The organism is Runella limosa DSM 17973 (assembly GCF_000482465.1).
Taxonomy (GTDB): domain Bacteria; phylum Bacteroidota; class Bacteroidia; order Cytophagales; family Spirosomataceae; genus Runella; species Runella limosa.
Map to the genome: position 1 here is coordinate 1 of NZ_KI519428.1, position 20926 is coordinate 20926.

12 protein-coding genes are annotated in these 20926 nt (G+C 40.9%); 5 read left to right on the top strand and 7 right to left on the bottom strand.

What is annotated here, in order from left to right:
• The coding region (locus K339_RS35040) for an integrase core domain-containing protein (RefSeq protein ID WP_037302067.1) at nucleotides 1-274 on the top strand (274 nt) is incomplete at its 5' end.
• A gap of 35 nt (nucleotides 275-309) precedes the next feature.
• Here K339_RS35040 and K339_RS0127575 read toward each other — a convergent pair.
• The 3 genes from K339_RS0127575 to K339_RS0127590 all read right to left on the bottom strand — a co-directional run bounded on the left by K339_RS0127575 (nucleotide 310) and on the right by K339_RS0127590 (nucleotide 6846).
• Nucleotides 310-639 (bottom strand): hypothetical protein, encoded by a 330-nt coding sequence (locus K339_RS0127575; RefSeq protein ID WP_157607762.1) that lies wholly within the window; start codon nucleotides 637-639, stop codon nucleotides 310-312.
• Nucleotides 640-813: 174 nt separating this feature from the next.
• On the bottom strand, nucleotides 814-5742 hold the full coding sequence (locus K339_RS0127580) for a protein NO VEIN domain-containing protein (RefSeq protein ID WP_028526484.1): 4929 nt from the start codon (nucleotides 5740-5742) through the stop codon (nucleotides 814-816).
• A gap of 378 nt (nucleotides 5743-6120) precedes the next feature.
• Nucleotides 6121-6846, bottom strand: coding sequence for a hypothetical protein (locus tag K339_RS0127590; RefSeq protein ID WP_157607763.1), 726 nt, complete (start codon nucleotides 6844-6846; stop codon nucleotides 6121-6123).
• A 274-nt stretch (nucleotides 6847-7120) separates the two neighbouring features.
• On the opposite strand from K339_RS0127590, the gene sufB reads away from it, so the two are divergent.
• From sufB to K339_RS0127610, 3 genes are all read left to right on the top strand, one after another.
• Nucleotides 7121-8566 carry a Fe-S cluster assembly protein SufB gene (gene sufB, locus K339_RS0127600; RefSeq protein WP_028526487.1) on the top strand — a complete coding sequence of 482 codons (1446 nt, stop codon included), beginning with the start codon at nucleotides 7121-7123 and terminating at the stop codon, nucleotides 8564-8566.
• Nucleotides 8567-8658: 92 nt separating this feature from the next.
• Nucleotides 8659-10965: an FdhF/YdeP family oxidoreductase gene (locus K339_RS0127605; RefSeq protein ID WP_028526488.1), complete on the top strand. Its 2307-nt coding sequence runs from the start codon at nucleotides 8659-8661 to the stop codon at nucleotides 10963-10965.
• Between the two features lie 201 nt (nucleotides 10966-11166).
• A complete protein-coding gene (locus K339_RS0127610; RefSeq protein WP_169731905.1) occupies nucleotides 11167-14937 on the top strand; it encodes a putative Ig domain-containing protein in 3771 nt (1256 codons plus the stop codon).
• A 95-nt stretch (nucleotides 14938-15032) separates the two neighbouring features.
• On the opposite strand, the gene K339_RS0127615 is transcribed toward K339_RS0127610, so the two are convergent.
• The 4 genes from K339_RS0127615 to K339_RS0127630 all read right to left on the bottom strand — a co-directional run bounded on the left by K339_RS0127615 (nucleotide 15033) and on the right by K339_RS0127630 (nucleotide 20092).
• Nucleotides 15033-16379 carry a Gfo/Idh/MocA family protein gene (locus tag K339_RS0127615; protein ID WP_028526490.1) on the bottom strand — a complete coding sequence of 449 codons (1347 nt, stop codon included), beginning with the start codon at nucleotides 16377-16379 and terminating at the stop codon, nucleotides 15033-15035.
• A 155-nt stretch (nucleotides 16380-16534) separates the two neighbouring features.
• Entirely contained in the window at nucleotides 16535-17527 is a 993-nt protein-coding gene (locus K339_RS0127620) for a formylglycine-generating enzyme family protein (protein ID WP_051398297.1), read from the bottom strand.
• A 92-nt stretch (nucleotides 17528-17619) separates the two neighbouring features.
• Nucleotides 17620-19287 carry a hypothetical protein gene (locus K339_RS0127625; RefSeq protein ID WP_037302070.1) on the bottom strand — a complete coding sequence of 556 codons (1668 nt, stop codon included), beginning with the start codon at nucleotides 19285-19287 and terminating at the stop codon, nucleotides 17620-17622.
• Nucleotides 19288-19315: 28 nt separating this feature from the next.
• Complete coding sequence (locus K339_RS0127630) at nucleotides 19316-20092, bottom strand: ABC transporter ATP-binding protein (protein ID WP_028526493.1); 777 nt, start codon at nucleotides 20090-20092, stop codon at nucleotides 19316-19318.
• Between the two features lie 242 nt (nucleotides 20093-20334).
• Between K339_RS0127630 and K339_RS0127635 the strand changes: the two genes are divergently transcribed.
• Nucleotides 20335-20832 carry a GNAT family N-acetyltransferase gene (locus K339_RS0127635; protein WP_028526494.1) on the top strand — a complete coding sequence of 166 codons (498 nt, stop codon included), beginning with the start codon at nucleotides 20335-20337 and terminating at the stop codon, nucleotides 20830-20832.
• Nucleotides 20833-20926: the final 94 nt, after the last annotated feature.

Here is a 20926-nt window from a genome sequence, read left to right on the forward strand (position 1 = left end):
TAAACAAGTCAAACAAGAATTCACAAAACCTGCAACACCCCAACAAGATGCGCACATCGAAGCCTACCATTCCATCATGGAAAGCTCTGTATGTCAGAGGTTTGAATTTGACGATTTGAAGCAAGCTCGAGAAACATTGGAGGAATTTAGAAGTTTTTATAATTTCGAGAGAATACATGGAGGAATCAACTTTCAAAGCCCTTACAAGTATTTGCTCAAACATAACATTGACATGAAAAATTTAACTCAAAATAAGACAAAAATCTGTGCTTGAAGTCTCTAACTTTCTATCATTTACGTGTCCAATAATTAGCGGTTAGCACACCAATATGCACTTCTATCAGTTTCTGTAATATGTTGCCGACTAATTCTTAAGGAGTTTGGGCTAGTAAAAAAGCGTTCAGTTGAAATGCTTCCTGTAAAGTCTTTTGATTCGGTCGGATTTCCAAACTGCCCGTATTTATGAGATTCATATTTCCAATACACACTGCCCATACTGATTGAGCCATCTTGCAAAAGTTCAATATTTACTTTTTGACTTACATTATCTGATTTGCAACCAGTCATGTAAATCAGCAATGGCAGGGTAAAAAAGTATAACCGCATTAAGTTTTTGTGTTTATCTGATTGTTCTTCCATGTTGTTAATTAGCATTACCATCAGCGGAAAAGCATTTGTGCAGGGCGGGATTAGTAGCACTATCGTTTCCACACGCACAAAAGTCAATAGAAAGCAACAAAGTTCAATTTAGCACGTCTGCCTGCCTTGCCACAAATGCAATGTTGTATGCCGTTTTTGTTCGTTATCAAGTAGTTACGTTAAAGTTAGAAACACTCTACCGCCTTTTATCGTTTCCGTTGCTGATAAATAAGGAACTACTTTTCCTGTTTCTATCCACTCCCAAAGATTGTCTATATGAACAGAATTTGGATTACTTTCTACGTTGAAAATTCGGTAAATTTGATAACTTTTTCCGTTCTGAACACAATCAAGGAAAAACTCCCATTCATTACTTGTCAAGTAGAAAGTCCTTTTTTGTTGTGGTGTCCCTTTACAATCAATGTAATGCAAAACAGTTCCGTTTTTATTCAGAATTTCAAAGTCGTGATTTTTCCAACTTTCTTCAAATTGTTCTGTGTCTTCGTTGTAGTTTAACCACTTCACTATTTGAGAATGATAACTTTTTTTCAAAATATTAAAGAGATATTCTTCGCTTTTCTCCTTAATCTCTGTAAAATAGTCATCTGTTTTTGTTGTAGCATCATTGTTATCTCTGCCTGAAACTCGTGTAAGGCTTTCTATAACTTGTCGTAACCTATCCACTTCGCTCTTCAGTTCTGCAACTTCGTCATTTTCTGTCTGTACTGTTTCTTTGGTTTGGTACAATAACAACAAATCTTCCGTTGAAAAGTCATTTTCTCCCGCAATTAACGAACTCAAAGCCTTTTTTATATCTGCGTTTCGATTGATAAAAATGCTGTTACTTTCGTTGATTACAATATCGTCTTGATTAAAACGATAAAAAACATAGTCCGTTATTTCATCAAGTTTGATAATTTTGGGCAAAGCACCTTCAAAAAGATAAATACTAAATTTATCTCCTAATTCTTCTTTCCAATTCTCGTAATAGGGTGTTTCCCATTCTATTGCTTCAATTTCCAAAAGTTCAAAATTATATTCATTTTGAATAACCAACTCTTGCCCTTTGGTTCGGTTTGAGTTGATAACTCTTACCATTTCTTCCAATACTTCAAATTCTTCTTTGCTATTCAATTCAAGTTCTTTTGATTTTATCCATTCAAAAGTATTGAAAAGCATTTTTTCGTCTGCAAGGCGACTATCCTGTGCAATTTTTGACTTGTTAAAATTACCTTGATTGAGGAATGATTTACGCAAAGAAACCAAAATGGATTTTTCTGTAAAAACACCTAAATCTGATATAAAACTAATCTTAGTGTTATCGTTGTTAATCCACTCTTGAAAATACTCAGGTAATTCTTCAATTTCTAAGACAAATTCAGAAGGATAAACAGAATATTTTGGATTAAACCCTAATAGCTTTTTTGTTTCAGTTTCGTCTATATTTGTCCAATCAATATTCTGAATAACTGTTTTCTTATCTTTTTTATTCCATTGGTTAAATAAAAACTCAACTAAACTTAGTTTTTGTTCTTCTAGCATTTCAGTACTCAAATATGGACATATAAAAGTACTTTCAGAAAAGTAAGGTTCTTTTGCAATCCATAAATCATTATTGTAACTTATAGGAAGTTCTAACAAATTACCAAGGCTCTTATATTTTTGATGTAGAACAATGCTTTTATCTAAAAATGGTTTATCCAAAATAAAAAACTTATATTCTACACTAACGTTTCCCCACAAAGTTTCAACTTCAAATTTATTCAACTCAACTTCTTCAATATGTTGATTGTAAAGTAATAAAAATGCTAATTGATGTTCGTTGTTCAATAATTTTTCGCCTTCTGCAAGTAAGCAAAAAATACTTTCTGGTTCAGGTTCTTGACTAATATTGAAAAGTAGATTTATCCTATCTTTTGAAAGCCCTAAGTCAATAAACAGTTTAAGCAACTCACTCAAAAAATTACTGTTTTGGTAGGTATTAGGTAAAATTTTGGCAAGACTCAATTCGTAATCTTCAATTTTTATTTTGTCTGCAAATGGTGGAATTTCTGCAAGTGTTAAATCTTGCTCGGTTGTTTCAATGACGATTTTTTCTCTAAATTTTGAATAGTCTGCTTCTTTAAGAATTTTGCTATCACAAGCAAAATTCAATATTTTGTATTCAAAACTTTCCTTATCGTATTGTTCGCCTGCAACAAAACGTATTTCCGACAATTCTAACAAGAATTTACGTTTTGGCTCGTCATAAGCAACGATATCAATCAATTTAGTTTTGTAATCATCAACATCAACGCTTTCTATGAGTTGATTATAAAAAGGTTCACGATATAAAACTCCACTATCTTCTTTGGATTCGTCAAGTTCATAGGGCAACATTTTAAATGTATCAGAAAGATTATTTTCTATGAATGTTCTTACTTCTTTACTTGGGAAAACCTGAAAAATGTCCTTGGTTTTAGACGAAATGTAATACGTTTTACCTTGCTTTTCAATGGTGCACTTCTGAAAAAAGTTTTCATTGTTGCTTTTGCAAAATGCCAAAACTGCTTTTACTTCATCAAGGCTTAGTTCTGTATTGTCGTTAATGCTTAAATCTAACAAATTAGAGTTTTTAACTTCAAAAGGTGCTTCTTTCAAATAATTAAAAACCTGTTTTTGTGGTATTTGTGTATCAGTAAGATTAAAAATTGCGTTTTGAAAATCTGAGTAACTGTTTATCTGTGAAAATTTAGAGTTATAGAAAACATCACTTGCTGTAACAAACCTTTCATCTTCGTTTATAAAAATAAAGGCTTTCTTTTTCAAAGGTGTGTTTTTATCGTCTTCGTCATAATAAAACTTTACTTTTTGGTAAAATTCTATGATGTTTGTAACTTCTGAAATAATGCTATCCCAATTTGGAAAAATGATTTCTTGATACAATTCTTTTTCAGAAATCAAGTACTTTTTCAAACCTGCAAAATTTTCATCTGCTTTAATTTTGAATGGATTTATCCAAGTAGGTGCAGGTAAAGCACTGTCTACTAGTTCAGAAAGTGGTTTTACTTCATTTTCATTGTCGCAAAATAAAGCCAAATTCCGTAATGTTCCTTCTGCAATATTGTCAAATTTGGTGTTTTCTTGAACAAAGTTTAGGAAAAATTTTTGCTTTTCTTTGGGACTTAATTCGTTGTCTTCGCACTTGCTCGCAATGCTTTCGTACAAATTTTTGTCTGTTGGCAATTTTACAGAAAGTGCAGAAAAAATATTTTCGTACTTAGAAATGTCAAGTTCGGAAGTTACAAAGCCTAATTTTTCAAGTTCTGACTTAATTTTTATCGTCTTCGTGAAGTTAAAAATTAAACCATCTGTTGTTTTTAACTCGTTTGCAGAATATAAACAGTCATCTGAAAACTTAAAAAGTTTGATTTCGCAAAGCCTATTTTTAGTGGCTTTACGCAAATCACTTTTTTCAATTTCATTCAAAAATAAGTTGTACTGCTCTACATTTTGGCTTTCTATCCATTCGTTAATACAATCAAGGTCTGCATTTTCAACAATATCACGAATATCCCAACTTTCAAGCCCTAATTTATTGCTGTCAATGGCTTGTAAAGTCAAGTCAAAATCGTTATCACTTTCCCATTCAAACCATTGAATATGCTCTAACCCAAAATCAGATAAGTTAAGATTTAACTTTAACTTGTTGATTTTCACGTTTTCAGGTTCTTCTGAAAATTGATTATTTTTAGTTGGAATGTTGGCACACAAGTAATCTAATAAATCTTCATAAAAAATGGGTTTTAACCATTCATTATTCTGTTTATCAGGCACATCAGACAAGAGTAAACAAGCATACAAACGCAAAAATTGCTCTCTATTATTTGCTTTGTATTCATTAAGTCTTGATATAATGAAATTTGAAATAACGGGAAGTAGGTTTTTGTTTATGCTGTCTTTTTGTAATTTTCTACGATTTGCTTCATTACTAAAACTGTCGCAATGAATAATAAAACCAAAACCGTTAGTTTCATCACCCATTGGAAAATATTTATAGAAATTAGGCGAAGTCTTTATTTTTTCACTTTGTTTATAGTTGCGATAATATCCAAATGAAACTTTGATATTACACTCCTTATATTCAGGGTTTATCAAAGTAAATTCCTTAGAATTTTTGGCGATTTCAAATTCTTCTAATTCAAGGGTTTGCTTTCCGATGTCTTCGCTGTTGATATAAACTTTTTGTAGGCGTTTTAAGGTATTCATTGAATACTGAACACCTTGTTCCAAATCTTCATAATCTCTGTCTAACATTTCTTTTTTACCTTCGCCCAAGCGTAAAAAGAAAATACTACCTTGTTTCAATACATTCATTTTGATATTTTCTGCGTGTCGCTGAAAACTATCATTTAGAAAGTCTATCAATTCATTTAGTTCTTCTTGGCTAAATACAACTCTATCTTTATAGTGTAAATCTTTTACTGTTTCGTTAGGCTCTGCTGGAAAGTTGGTAAGAATAAGTTTTAGCAAATAAGGTGCATTTATAAACTCTTGGTAGTTTTCTTTGTTTGGTAAAAGTGGTTCAAGATGTTGTTTTTCCATTAGCCCTTGCAAGTCTTGTAATTTTGACCAACTAAAAAGAATGGGACCCTTGTATTGGTTTACAAGTTCGCTAACACCTTCGTTTTTACCAACTAACCTATGAACCAATTTGAAACCAATACCAAACCTGCCAATTTTATCACAACTTTTTTTAGTAGTTTGGGCAATATTTAGAACAGATTGTAAGCCTTCAATATCAAAAGGTTCTCCGTTGTTAATCGCCAAAAAGTATTTTTCGTTGTAGAAAATATAAAAATGCGTTGAGTTACAATCTACTGCGTTTTGTAGAAACTCATAAATGGCTTGTCCGTCTTCTGCAATTTTGAGAATTGAAGGCAAATAACTTGCAATATCAGGCTTATCTCCGTGATACATCTCAAAAAAGCCCTTAATCTTCTTTCCGTTCTCAGTGTGATATGTGCCAACAAAGTTTTCGTTGTGGCTTGGGCTATATTTTTCAATTTCCTTAACTTTGGTTTTGTACCAAAAACGGAAAGATTTTGCACTTTTTATTTTCACGTTCTTTGTTGATTGTGTCGTTTCTTAAAATGGCATACAATGAGTGGATAGACACCACTCTATCGTTATTAAATATTTGCAACCGTTTGTTACGTCACCTATCTCCGCTTTGCATGAGCTTGTTTCATCTCTCAAACAAACTTCCACCCACAGCCACGTTTCGCCACCCGCTTGTCCTTCATTTTGATACTTCGTTTACTGAGCGTTCACAAATTAAAAAACATAAATTCAAACCCCCAACTATCCTAACGAATTTTTTTTTCGGTAAAATTGGCGAACTGAAAATGGGTAAAAAGGGGAGGGGGTGGGGCATACAGAAACAAAATAGCACGAGCTTTTTGCCCGTGCTATTTTGTTATTTTGGTACTTTATAAAATGTTACTGCTTCGTCAACGACGCCTTGATTTGGGTATAATACAAGGTGGTCAATCCCTCAAAACCCGAATCGGTGCCTACGATGAGCCAAAGCTCGCCTTTGTCGTTGGTCTTGGCTGAGAAGGGCGTTTGGCTGTTGGTACGTTTGATGATTTGGTATTTCACATCCTCACCTTCAATGCCAATCGTGCCAAGGAGTACGGCGTCCTTACCACCTTCACTTTGTGCGCCTTTGTCCCAGTTGAGCTTCCACTGTCCCGTGTTGTCTTTGGCGCGTTGGGGCTCTGTGCCCGAAGCGCCTGCTTTTAAATACACAGATCCGCCAGGTGAACCGCCGATGCCAACGCTGTTTTGGGGATATTTAGAGGCCAATTCTACCTCAAACCCGATTTTATAGGTTTGGTTGGGCGTCAATCCCGTCAACTTACGGCTCAAATACATAAAGGCATCGTCGCTGCGGTTGTGACTCTGAATCATCATTGATTTTTTGAGGGTGTCCGTCGGCAATGCCGCAATCTTAGAACTAAACTCCATGATTCCCTCTTGCTGTTCGTTGTAATCGACCAAACCAGCCGTCCAACTATCCGCTCCTTTGTTGAAGTCGGTGGTGAAGGTTGGGTTGGGGTTCGGCGTTTCGTTTTCGGTGTTACAACTGCTCAATCCCATGGCGAGAACGGTTCCAAAGGCCCAAATAACGTTTTTGACGGGGGCTACTGATACTACTTTCATTGCTGTTTTTTTTCGTTTTTTAAATGAATAATGGTGAATCCAAGGCCTCGGAAATCAGTGAAATGACGTGGATGGTGCATGGAAGGTTGGAATGGAGGCGAAAAAAAAGAGTTGTTTTTTCGGCTTGGGCAGGACAAGTGGCGGTAGCTCTGAGGGTTGGGAATCGCCCTATCTGTTCTTATTTAGATTTTTTTTAAATATATTTGCGCCCAAAATAGAACATTACTCTCCCGTTTTTTGTTGGAAATTTAGAATAAACGCATATCTATACGCGATGAGCAAAGAAGTTGAATTGTTAGAAGAAATAACCAATTCGGAATACAAATATGGTTTCGTGACGGATATTGAAGCCGAAGAAGCGGAGCCAGGACTTTCCGAAGACACAGTTCGTTGGATTTCAGCAAAAAAAGAAGAACCCGAATGGATGACCGAATGGCGTTTGAAGGCGTTCCGCGTGTGGCAAACCATGGTAGAACCCAAATGGCCAAACGTTCATTACCCTCCCATCGACTTCCAAGTCATTAAATATTACTCGGCCCCAAAACAGAAAAAAACGGTCAACTCACTCGACGAAATCGACCCTGAGTTGCGTCGTACTTTTGAGCGTTTGGGCATTTCGCTCAACGAGCAAAAACGCCTGTCGGGCGTGGCTGTCGATGCCGTTATCGACTCAATTTCGGTTACTACAACCTTTAAAGGTGAGCTAAAAAAACAAGGAATTATTTTCTGTTCTATCAGCGAAGCCATCAAAGAGCATCCTGACTTGGTTCGTAAGTACTTAGGCTCGGTAGTACCTGCCAAAGATAACTTTTATTCAGCGCTCAACGCTGCCGTTTTCTCGGATGGCTCGTTTTGCTATATCCCCAAAGGCGTGCGTTGCCCCATGGAACTTTCGACCTATTTCCGTATCAACGCGGCAGGAACGGGGCAGTTTGAACGTACGCTTATCATTGCCGACGAAGGTTCGTACGTGAGCTACTTGGAAGGCTGTACGGCCCCTATGCGCGACGAAAATCAGTTGCACGCGGCGGTGGTAGAAATCATTGCGCACGAAAAAGCCGAAGTAAAATACAGTACCGTTCAGAACTGGTACCCAGGAGATAAAGACGGTAAAGGTGGGATTTATAACTTCGTAACAAAGCGTGGTCTTTGCGAAGGCGCTAACTCTAAAATCTCTTGGACGCAGGTAGAAACAGGCTCGGCCATTACGTGGAAATACCCTTCGGTTATCTTAAAAGGTGATAACTCAATTGGAGAGTTTTACTCGGTGGCGGTGACCAACAACATGCAAGAAGCTGATACTGGTACCAAAATGATACACATTGGAAAAAATACCAAAAGCCGTATTGTATCAAAAGGTATATCAGCAGGAAAAAGCCAAAACTCCTACCGTGGTCTTGTAGAGGTATTCAAGCGTGCCGAGAACGCGCGCAATTTCTCACAATGTGACTCGTTGTTGTTGGGTGATACTTGCGGTGCGCATACCTTCCCGTACATTGAAGTGAAAAACTCAAGCGCGACGGTAGAGCACGAAGCAACGACCTCAAAAATTGGCGAAGACCAGTTGTTTTATTGTAACCAACGCGGTATTCCAACCGAACAAGCCGTGGCGTTGATTGTCAACGGCTACGTGAAAGAGGTTTTAAACCAACTTCCAATGGAGTTTGCGGTAGAAGCCCAGAAATTGTTAGAAATCAGCTTGGAAGGTTCGGTAGGATAATTTTCTACAGAATTTACCTCTTTAGATAAAGTAACCAACTACGACGGTATGGCTTTTTAAGGAAAGTCATACCGTTTTTTATTGGCAAAAAGATGAAAAAAACGCCCCATCCCGTAGAACTTACCCCCGAAAAACTAACGGGGCTTTCGCTCGAAGCACCCAAAGAAGTGGCCGTAGGACTTCCTGCCGTAACAAGCGCAATGCGTCATGTGTTTGGCGCGATGGACGTGGGGCGGGGCGTAAAAGCCTTGTTGAACCTCAATCAAAAAGACGGTTTTGATTGCCCAAGTTGTGCTTGGCCCGACCCCGACGATGAGCGTTCGCGGATAGGGGAGTACTGCGAAAATGGTGCAAAAGCCGTTGCGGATGAAGCTACAACCAAACGCTTGACGGCCGATTTTTTTGCCAAACATTCGATTGAAGAATTGGGGACGTGGACCGATTACGAATTAGGTCAACAAGGTCGTTTGGCCGAACCACTGTTCAAGCCCAAAGGCGCGACCCATTATCAAGCCATTTCGTGGGACGAGCTTTTTTTGAAAATTGGCACGCACCTAAAAAGCCTTGCTTCTCCCGATGATGCTGTTTTTTATACCTCAGGGCGGACGAGCAATGAAGCAGCGTTTTTGTACCAACTTTTTGTCAGGGAATTTGGTACCAACAACTTTCCAGATTGTTCCAATATGTGTCACGAGTCGAGCGGGGTAGCCCTCAACGAGACTTTAGGGATAGGAAAAGGATCGGTAAAATTGGATGATTTTTACAAAGCAGATTTAATAATTATTGCGGGCCAAAACCCAGCAACAAACCACCCTCGAATGTTGTCGGCTTTGGAAAAAGCCAAGAAAAATGGGGCAAAAATTTTGGCCATTAATCCGCTGAAAGAAACGGGGTTGGTCGCTTTTAGTAATCCGCAAACGGTAGGAGGGTTATTGGGCGAAAAAACGGCCTTGGCCGACCAGTACTTACAAGTACGTATCAATGGGGATGTTCCGTTGTTTAAGGCATTTTTAAAGTACTTGTACAAGGCCGAAAAAACGACGGGTGAGGTGTTTGATTGGCCGTTTATTCGTGAAAAAACGCAGGGTATTGAGGCACTGCTGGAAGACCTTGAAAAACATGATTTTGAACAACTGATACGTGATAGTAGCCTACATGTCAAGGAAGTGGAAGAGGCGGCGGAATTGATAAAATCGTCCCAAAACATCATTGGGTGCTGGGCGATGGGGCTGACGCAGCACAAAAACGCCGTAGATACCATTCGTGAGCTGGTAAATATACTTTTAGTAAAAGGGTCGATTGGGAAACCTGGCGCAGGCACTTGTCCTGTTCGGGGTCATAGCAATGTGCAAGGCGACCGCACGATGGGAATCTGGGAAGCTCCTCCGCAAGCATTTTTAGATAAAATACAAGCAACGTTTGGGTTTGACCCTCCTCGCAAACACGGCTATAACACCGTGGAGGCCATTAAGGCAATGCACGAAGAAAAAGTAGGCGTGTTTTTTGCCATGGGAGGAAACTTCCTTTCGGCGACACCCGATACGTCTTTTACCGCTCAAGCCCTCCGCAAGTGTCAGATTACCGCGCACGTATCTACAAAACTCAATCGTAGTCATTTGGTGACGGGTGAGGAAGCATTTATTCTGCCCTGCTTGGGACGTACAGACAAAGACTTGCAAGAAGGTGAGCCTCAGTTTGTAAGTGTCGAAAATTCGATGGGTGTCGTGCATAAATCCATGGGTAAACTAGCGCCCGTCTCGGCACATTTGTTGAGCGAACCTGACATTGTTCGACGATTGGCAAAGGCTACCTTGGGCAATACCTCAAAAGTAAATTGGGATTATTTGGTACAACACTATGACCATACACGGGAAGCGATTGAGCGCACGATTCCAGGTTTTGAAAATTATAATCAACGCGTGCGTCAATTAGGCGGATTTTACTTGCCTAATGGCCCTCGCCAAGGAGAGTTTAAAACCGTGAGCCAGAAGGCCATGTTTTCAATAAATAGGTATAGCCCAATTGTGTTAAGTAATACCGAATATTTGATGATGACCATCAGGAGTCATGATCAATTTAACACAACAGTCTATGGGCTAGATGACCGTTACCGTGGAATTTTCAACGAACGGCGCGTTATCCTAATGAACCAAAATGACATCCAAAAAGCAGGGTTAGTAGCTGGCGAAAGGGTAGATTTATTCAATTATCACGGTGGCGTAACCAGAACAGCCCCTAACTTTGTCGTTGTACCGTACTCATTGCCTGAGCGTTGCGTTGCGACTTACTTTCCAGAGGCAAACACCCTCGTACCCATCAATAGTTATGCTGACCAAAGTATGACACCTACGTCTAAAGCAGTAATCATTGAGATTATCTGTAAAGAGAAGAAAGTTTGAAATAACCTCATTCCTCAAAAATCATGCCATAAGCAAATTTGTCAATGGGCGGGTATCAAAGCGGTTTGTATCCCAATATTAATCGGTTTAAAGAGAGGTTGTTTATAAAAAAAAGTGCTATAATAGCCCTATAGGGTGCTTTTTTGCACGGTTTTTGATACAGGTATATCAGATTACCCCTTTATCAAAAACATGTCCCAAATGATTATACGTGTAGCAAGAATTTTGTGTGTACTGGCATGGGTGGTTTCTTTAAAAACCAGCGCAAAGATTAATTCTGACCCATTCACTTCACCTCAACCGCACCATTATGTCGCAGATGATAATCAACGCTACCTCTGCGTTGCTTTATTGAATACTACCGAAGGAGACGAACATGGCCTTAATGTCATACGCGAAGCCGCCAAGCAAGGTTGTAACGCCGCCATGATTACGGTACGCTGGGATGTTGTTTACCCCCAAGCGTCGAGTACGGCCAACTGGGGGCAATTCGATAACCAAGTGAAGTTGTGTAAAGAGCTAGGATTGAAGATTTTCTTTCGGATTCACTTGGCACGCTGCTGTAATCGAAACGAAGGCTTTTGGACCGAAAGCGAAGCCTCTAAAGACCAACAGGGCCGCGTGTTTAAAGAGATTTTTAGCATGGCGCACCAGCCTTCTGTCACCAAAGCCCTCGGTTTTGTTAAAGAAGTAAGCCAAAGATATGTTTCGTATTTGCAAGAAGGGCGCGTTTTGTGCGTTGCCGCTACAACAACTACTACCCAAGAAGCGGGCTACCACTACGAAGGGTATATTCCTAATGGCAACATAGGCTATGGTGATCCTTACTTATCGTTGTATGATTATACGCCCACAATGCTTACGGGTTATCAAAGCTGGTTGGCGGCTAAATATGGCACTCTAAAAGGAATTAATGATGCTTGGAAATCTGACTACAGTGCGATTGGTGATATTCAACCAATTACAACCGACTACAACCATCCAGAAAACAAACGTTGGTCTGATTGGTACATTTATCGACATACACTTCTAAAAAACTTTTTGGACGGGGTAAGCAGCACCGTCAAAGGAGTGAATGCTAATTATAAGGTTATCAATGATTTTGGATCAGTCCACGATGGACTAAGTTTTCGTCGTGGAACATTGGCTTTCAAGGATTTAGCTCGTAACGTTGACGGTACTAAAATCAATGATTCTCAATTTTACAATCACTATTTTAGTGCGGACGTGTTGCGCGGAAGCATGGGTGATAAGTGGATTATGAACGAAGCGTTTCGTGAACCCGATTTGTCGCAGTTTGGCATGGAGCAAATGCTAGGTCAACATTTTGAACGTGGATGTAAGCTGGTCAACGTCGTAATCAACAATACGGCTGACTTAAATTGGTTTGCCCCCATGATTAAAAGTGTAGCGACCAACTGGTTATCTAAACCCATGACCCCCATTGTGAATAAACAAAAAATGGTGGTTAAACTGTCAGAATTGGTAAGAACTGGGAGCTACGGTATTCCAGGTTATAACAATCGTTGGGAAGAAAAACGCGTAAGCGGTCCAGTCGAAATTCAATTGGTGGAGGACTTACTGGGCGAACCAGAAGTAAATCAGCCCCCTGTGGTAAAAACCGCACTCGCAGACTATACCATTACCGCTGGTTTTGATGCTACCTACACCATACCCGAAGGCGCATTTCAAGACCCCGATGGCAGCATTGAATCGTACGCGGTGAGCGGCCTACCCACTGGTTTTTATTTTGACAAAAACACGATTCGTGGTAATTCGCTGACGGTGGGTACGTATAAAATTACGGTTACGGCAACCGATTTGTACGACGCTTCAACCAGCACAACGTTCAATCTTAAAGTAGTTGCCCAAAAACCTTCTACATTGGCTTTGTTTAAAGCGGGTAATTATCTGAATCGTACATTTTTACGTAATGTAAAAGATAGAGATACCCTTAACTTTAATGACCTCAACTTCCCTACAAATTTTATATCTACACCAGATGCGTCAGCCAAAGCAGTGGTTATGAAACTGACAGGGCCAGTTAATCAGACCCGTACCGAAACAGATGTTCCGTTTGCGTTATTTGGGGATGATGGAGGAACAACCCTAAAGCTGGGAAATTATCAACTGGTACTTGAAGCTTATAATTCAACTTCAATCATCCCTGCCAATGGTGTAGGTCGAACGACCATTAATTTTGTAGTGGCAAATCAGCGGGTCAATCAAGCACCTATCGTAGTGACAAAAATTACTGAGCAACAAGCCACTATCAACCGTAATTTTATCTTTATCATTCCAACCAGTACTTTTCAAGACAAAGACGGACAAATTTCAAGAATTGCTGTAACTGGACTACCATCGGGAATGGTGGCAAATAGTGGCGTAATCAGCGGAGCCCCAAAGGTAGCAGGGAGTTTTACGGTGACAGTAGAAGCATTTGACAATGAAAATGCTTCGGTCAAAACCCAATTTTTATTAAAAGTCTTCTCTGTCAATCAAAGTCCTATTGTTGTAACCACGATTCCTGACCAAGTGACGGTCGTGCAACAAGCTTATGAGTACGAAATTACACCTAACATTTTCCGTGATAATGATGGATATATTGTAAGGGTGTTGGTGCAAAATTTGCCGCAAGGAATTACGTATGCCAACAACAAACTTTCGGGGAAAGCGGTAACAGCGGGTGATTATAAAGTGACTGTGCGGGGAATTGACAATGAAAATGCCTCGGTTGAAACGTCCTTTCAGTTATCCGTTAGAAGTATTTCCTCAAACTTACCACCAGTAGCGACTACAACTTTGCCAACCCAACGGGTGGTGGTGGGTAATCCGTTTTCATATACATTGCCGCAAGGGCTTTTCCGTGACCCTGAGGGTGGAACAGTTCGGTTAGAAGTAAGTAACCTGCCATCTGGATTTGTGTATGCCAATGGGGCAATCGTGGGAACATCAAGCGTAGCGGGCGAGTATAAAATTGTGGTGCGAGGCTATGATGGCTTGGGCGCATTTGGAGAAACAACCCTCACGTTGTGGGTAACGTTGAGTAATGGAAATATTCCACCAGTAATCGTTACCCAAATCCCCGACCAAGAAGCCGTCGTTGGGGAAGCTTTTTCACTGAACATTGACTTGAATGGCTTCCGTGATCCTGACGGCATTTTGTTTGGTCTTTTGGTACGCAACTTGCCTCCAGGCTTGTCATTCCAAGGGGGGAGTATCGTAGGAACACCAACAACTGCGGGTAATTATACAGTGACGGTTCGTGCCATAGATAACCAAGGAGCGATCGTTGACGAGTTTTTTGTCATCAAAGTGAGTGAAAGGACAGCTATGACTGCCAATCTTGTTTTTAGCCTGTACAAAGCAGGAGGTTCTTCATCAAGAAGGTTTATTCGTACCCTGCGTGATGGGGACAGGATTTCACTTTCTTCTGTTCAATCCATAGCAACTTTTGTGAATATTTTTGCGGAATCAAGTCAGGCGGTGGATCGCATTGAGTTTAACATGACAGGTGCTGAGACCCAAACTTTTTCAGACGCAGCTGCTCCTTATGGATTGTTTGATGACAATGGTGGTTTTAGTGCCGAGCTGGGAACTTATAAACTAACAGCAAAAGCGATTAAGGCCAATAAGGTAATTGGGGAAGCAACGATTACATTTACGCTGATAGCTGGTAATGCCAGAATAGGCGAGGAAGAAGTAGAGGTAGCGGAAGTATGGAGTGCGTATCCGAACCCGTTTGTGTCGGTCTTAAAAATGATCTTGCCTGATACCTACAAGCCACAATTGACCACGTTTTCAATTGTAAGCCTTGGAGGATTTATGATGCCAGTGTCGCAGGTTCGTTGGCAGGGACTTGAGGCCGAATTGGAACTGACACCGTTACAGTTGACAAAAGGTACGTACCTACTTCAAACGTCGCATCCTGACATGCCTAATAAAGTGATTAAGGTACTGAAACAAGAATAAAAGCACAGCGTCAATTACCCTACAATGAAAAATTCCCCGTCAACCAAGCAAATTTGCAAAGGTGACGGGGAAAATTATTTTAGGACGAAGCCTGATTAAACGGCAATGGTTTTACCAGGAACTGCAACAGGATAGAACCCATCAGCAAGTGGTAAGATTTTTGGTTTGGCATCCCACGCAATTTGGTCAGGGAAAAGGCTAATGTTTGAGTTGAGGGCTTCTTCCCATTTTACCAACTTACCAGAATACGTAGCCATACGACCCATGATGGAAGTAAGGGTGCTTTTTGCTCCGTTTTCGGCATCGGCAAATTTGTATTCACCTTTGGCAATGGCGGCAAAAAGCTCATCGTGCTCTACTTGATATGGGTTACGGTCGCCTTTGCCTTCGTGGGCATAAATGACTTTTCCGCCTTGGTATGACTTCAAAACCGTGTTGTTGCCATTGAAGCTGTCGATGCGGCCTGTGGTGCCCAAAAACTGCTCATCTACTTTACTAAATGTTCCTTCATAGTGGCGGCATTGGCTGTTGATGAGCGTTCCGTCAGCGTAAGTGAAGTCCACGATATGGTGGTCGAAAATTTCACCAAATTCTTTTCCGTTACGGATTTGTCGCCCACCCGTACCTTGGGCCGATACAGGATAGCCTTGTTTTGCCCAGTTCGCTACGTCGATGTTGTGAACGTGTTGCTCGGTAATGTGGTCGCCACACAACCAGTTGAAATAGTACCAGTTACGCATTTGGTATTCCATTTCAGTTTGATTCGGTTTGCGAGGGTGATTCCATACGCCACCCGAAACCCAATACACACTTCCACCGACGATATCGCCAATTTTTCCGTCGTGAATGCGGTTCATTGCTTCACGGTAATTGCGTTGATAGTGACGTTGAAGCCCAACTACTACGTTCAATTTTTTGCGTTTTGCTTCTTCAGCCACTGCAAGTACTTTACGAATACCTGGCGCGTCGGTAGCCACAGGTTTTTCCATAAATACGTGCTTATTTTGGCGAATGGCTTCTTCAAAGTGCATTGGACGGAAACCTGGAGGCGTGGCTAAAATGACCACATCTGCCAAGGCGATAGCCTGTTTGTAACCGTCAAAGCCCACAAACATCCGCTCTTTTGGTACATCAATTTTTGATTTAACATCAATCTCTGCCCCAGCATCATCTTTGTATTTGCGTTTGGTCAAGGCGGTGTATGCGTCGTCCAAGCGATCTTGGAACGCATCTGCCATGGCTACGATTTTTACATTTTGTTTGGTGCTAAGGGCTTGGGCAGCTGCACCCGTTCCGCGACCACCACAACCAACAAGGGCGATTTTGATGGTATCATCATTTGACGAATGAAATCCGTATGAAGCAAAAGGTAGGCTACTTAATAAAGCACCTCCTGTTAATAAACTAGACGATTTGAGAAACTCTCGGCGATTAGTTTCCATTTTTAGAAAAGAGTTTAAGTTGGAAATTGTGGATGTCGTTGATTTAGCGACCTAAAATCAATGTGTCTATCAGCCTATTAAAGGGGCCAAAAAGCAAAAACTACCCGTAAAGAATGAATCTACGGGTAATTTTTATGTTGAAGGTCAAATACTTATTAATAGTCCTCAATCAAAGGCGGGTTGTAGTAAGCGGCGATTTCTTCTTTTGAAGGAGTTTTAACGGGACGCACTACGCGAAAACCAACGAATGAAGCGCTGGTCATCCACCACTCACTTTTTGGACTTTGCGGGTCAATAATTTTCCAATCAGGAACCGACGGGATGCGGGTGGCACTGCGGCACACACTTGCATCATCATCCCACGAACCACCCCGAACCGACGTTGGATACAATTCGGTTACTTTCAAAAACGCTTCCTTGGCTTGGCCGCCCGCTTTTTTGGCATAATAATCTTTGGCGTATTGGTCGAGTGTCCACTCCATCACGTTTCCGTGCATGTCGTGCAGTCCCCATGGATTAGGCTTTTTTGTACCCGTTTTTTTGTACCCACCTCCGCTGTTGGCTTTGTACCAAGCGTATTCATCTAGTAGTTTTTGGTCATCCCCAAACGAGTAGGCTGTAGTGGTACCCGCACGGCAAGCGTATTCCCATTCGGCTTCGGTAGGAAGGCGGTAAAACACCCCTGTTTTTTCGTAAAGCCATTTGCAAAAATAAATCGCTGCGTATTGGGTCATGTTGACAGCGGGATAACCGCCGCCGCGCCCCATTCCAAATGACATATCAACGTAAGCAGCACTTGGGCGCGTACTTCCATCGGTTTTGGGCAGGCTGTTTTCTGGGTCAGGAAAACGTTTTGCCATTTCAATTTCGATATTTTTGGTGGTAAAAAGATCATAGAAATCCCAAGGAATTTCGTACTTACCCATCCAAAAAGGCTCAATTTTTACTTTGTGCTGAGGACCTTCGTCTTCTTTACGGTCTTTTTCTTTGGCAGGACTACCCATCATAAAATCGCCACCTTTGATGGCAACCATATCGTATTTAATGTTACTTCCCGAAATGGCTTGCGCGTAGTTCTCGAATTTCTGCTGGGCAAAGGCCGTTCCGCAGAAAGCACAAAGAAGGAGTGTTTTTTTTACGAACTGCATTGATGTTTTGATAATAGAAATGAGCTAAAAAAGATTAGAGCCCGAAAGATACCGCAATCCAATGATTTTCACGAATAGAGCGCCAAAGATTTCTATAAGTCAAAGCGCTCCCAGGTCAGTTTGTCGAATTGTTTGTACAAAACATAAGCGATAAAGGTGGCAAAAACACAGGCTACTGGCACGCCAAATGGGATGAATGTCAATCCCCAATGCGCAAACCCACAAGTAGGAAGTAGTAGCATGAATATGACAAACTGAGAAGTTTGTCCTGCTTCTTTCATCGTGGCTAGGCTTTTGGAAAACGGTAGGCGATTTTGGGAACCAATTTTACTCTCAATCATGGATAAACACACTGAAGCCACAAAGGCTAAGTATAAATCATCGAGTGCTTTGATGCCCCAAATTGTCAAAACGAATGTACTAAGTAGCAAATAAAATGGGGTGTAAAATTTAAGAAGAATGGCTTTTATGTTGCCGACCACTACGTCGCGCGGGGAATCGGTGGGCGTGGCAAAATAGACCCATGCCGCCTTAAAATCTTCACTAAAATGACTTTGAGATTGAAACGTTCCTGCTACGATATGGGCCATATAAAGCAACATTAAATAAAGGTAGCCTTGTGCCATCTCTGACCACTTTTGGGGATCAAAAAGCTCCTTTCCAAAAACAAAAACCAACGGAATTAACGACCCAAAAGTGGGGTAAGTACGCATCTTAAACTTGCGGTCGCGGGCAGTAATTTTCCACGAAAGTTCAAAAATAGCTCTTTCAAGCAAACTCCCCGTGACCATCGTCGCCAGACGGCTTACAAAACCGTGACGCTTTTGAGTGATTGTTTTTTCAGCACCCCCGCCATCTCCTGTGCCAAGCTGCGCAATTTGTTGGGTGAATTTTGGTGCTAAAAATCGTATCAAAACCCAAGCGGAAGCCAACGGTACTACAAAGGCCAAAAGGCTCAACACCCAGAATTGGGATGAGTTTTTAATGACAAATTGCATCCAACCACTGAGCCAGAGCGGAGGGAGGGCGTAATGCCATCCACGAATAACCACGGTGGTGGTATCGAGGTCGAGCCAATTGAAAATACGCCCTACCATTTGATAACCAGCCGTTACCAAAAGGGTGAATGCAATTTGGAAGTAGCTGATGATGTCTTTTAACCGCTCTTCGCTTGTAAACCGCATCAGAAGTATATACAACAGCGCGGTAAAAAAAACGGAGAGCATGGCCAACAAAAACACCGCCAAGATAATGGCAAAAAATGCAAGTAATCCGTATTTAAAAAGGGTGAAAAATAGAGAGAAAAAAGCAATCCCGTAGGACAGAATAAGCACATACGAGGAGATATGTACCAAGCGGGCTAATAAAATGGTACGTCCATTGACAGGTCGAGGAAGAAGAACAACGTTGTCGGTCGTGTCGAGAAGAAGCGTAGAAAAGTCAGTAACCAAAGTAAGCACCGACATGATCATAATGTACCCAAACGGCAGGGCATAAGCGTAGTAGGGATTGTCAATAAAAAAAATAAAGACACCCATAAGACCGCCAAAAATGGAAAATAAGCCGACCATTAGCCAAAATGAATTGTTTGTATCTTGGTCGTTATTATAGGATTTATAGTGAGAAAAAGCCGCCATCGGGCGGCGGTTTTGCATCTTGAATTTGACTTCAACGATGTTTCGTAAAATGTCGTAATCGGCACCTAACCACCGAAATACGCCCTGCATCAAGTCTAGGATTCGTAAAACTGCTTTGCTCATTGGGGAGAATAGTTGAGTGGTTTGGACTTTACTTCAATGCTTGTAAAAAATCTTCGGCACGGTGGCTATTCTCGTTGTCACCCGTCAAGCCTTGGAAAATATGCTCTAGCGAACCCGACTGCGCCTGAGCTTTGAGTTCTTCAAAAGTACCGTTGGCAATAATAGCTCCTTGGTTAATAATCACAATTCTATCAGAGATTTTTTCTACCACATCCATGATGTGTGAGCTGTAAAAAATGGTTTTACCAGCGGCTTTCAATTTGGCTAACACTTCTTTCACCAAAATCACGGCATTGGCATCAAGCCCAGAGAGAGGTTCGTCCAAAAAGATGACGTCAGGATTGTGAATAAGCCCCGAAATCAACAATACCTTTTGTCGCATTCCTTTGGAAAAAGCATTCATTCTGACGTCTGCGTGGGTTTTTAGACCAAAAATCTCCAATAATTCGTGCGCTCGACGTTCGGTGAGGTCATCCTCCATTTTGTGTAGTCTTCCTATAAACAACAAGTACTCCATGGGCGTCAGGACTTCGTATAACATGGCATTTTCGGGCACGTAGCCAATGCGTTTCTTGACTTCAAGGGCATCCTCTCGAATGTCGTACCCGAGCACCTTTGCTTCCCCTACAAAATCGGGAAGCATTCCAATCAGTATTTTCAGGGTTGTACTTTTGCCCGCGCCATTGGGGCCAATGTACCCAATGATTTCACCCGTATAAACGTCCAAATCAATTCCTTTAAGGATTAAATCGCGGCCATACGATTTTTTTAGGCCGCGTAAACTCACGACAGGCTGTTTGTCCATGTTAAATTCGTTTAGGTTTTGTGAAGAAATAGTAAGGCGGTTATGCCCTTATGCCATTGAGACGTTAAATAACGAATAAGTTCACATTTTGAAACTAAAATATAGATGAACGGTGTAAAATGTCTTTTTGTGTAATTTTTGGGAAGATAGCATTTGAAATTAGCTTGGAAAGCCTAATTTAGCAGCAGACTTTTCAAGTTTGATGAAAAACGTGGAAAGTCTATCAATTATTAATAAGACAAATGTTAGAAATTAGCAACGTAACTACGGCAGAACTGCCCGAAATTCAGCGCATCGCCTACCAAACATGGCCTATGACCTTTGGGGATATTTTATCGCCCAAACAAATTGATTACATGCTTGACTGGATGTACAGTATTCCGTCGTTAACAGCGCAAATCGAGGAAAAAGGGCACGTTTTTCTGTTGATAAAAGAGAACGAAGAGTGGCTAGGGTACGTTTCGTACGAACTCAATTACAAAAATGAACCCAACACAAAGATTCATAAAATTTACCTGTTACCTGCCAGTCAAGGAAAAGGAGCGGGTGCCGCTTTGATTCGTAAAGTAGCCGAAATTGCTACGGACAATAACAATTCGGCGCTACTACTAAACGTCAATCGTTACAACAAAGCGGTTGGTTTTTACGAAAAAATGGGCTTTTCCATTGTAGGAAGCGAAGATATTGACATTGGAGATGGGTTTTTAATGCAAGATTACATCATGGCAAAACCGCTCTAGGGAACCAACGACTGCGAAGAGTGGGGCGTTAGGCTTTTTTAAGAATGTAAGGTGTTAACTGTTAAAGTAAACCCCCGAATATGCACTTGTTTGG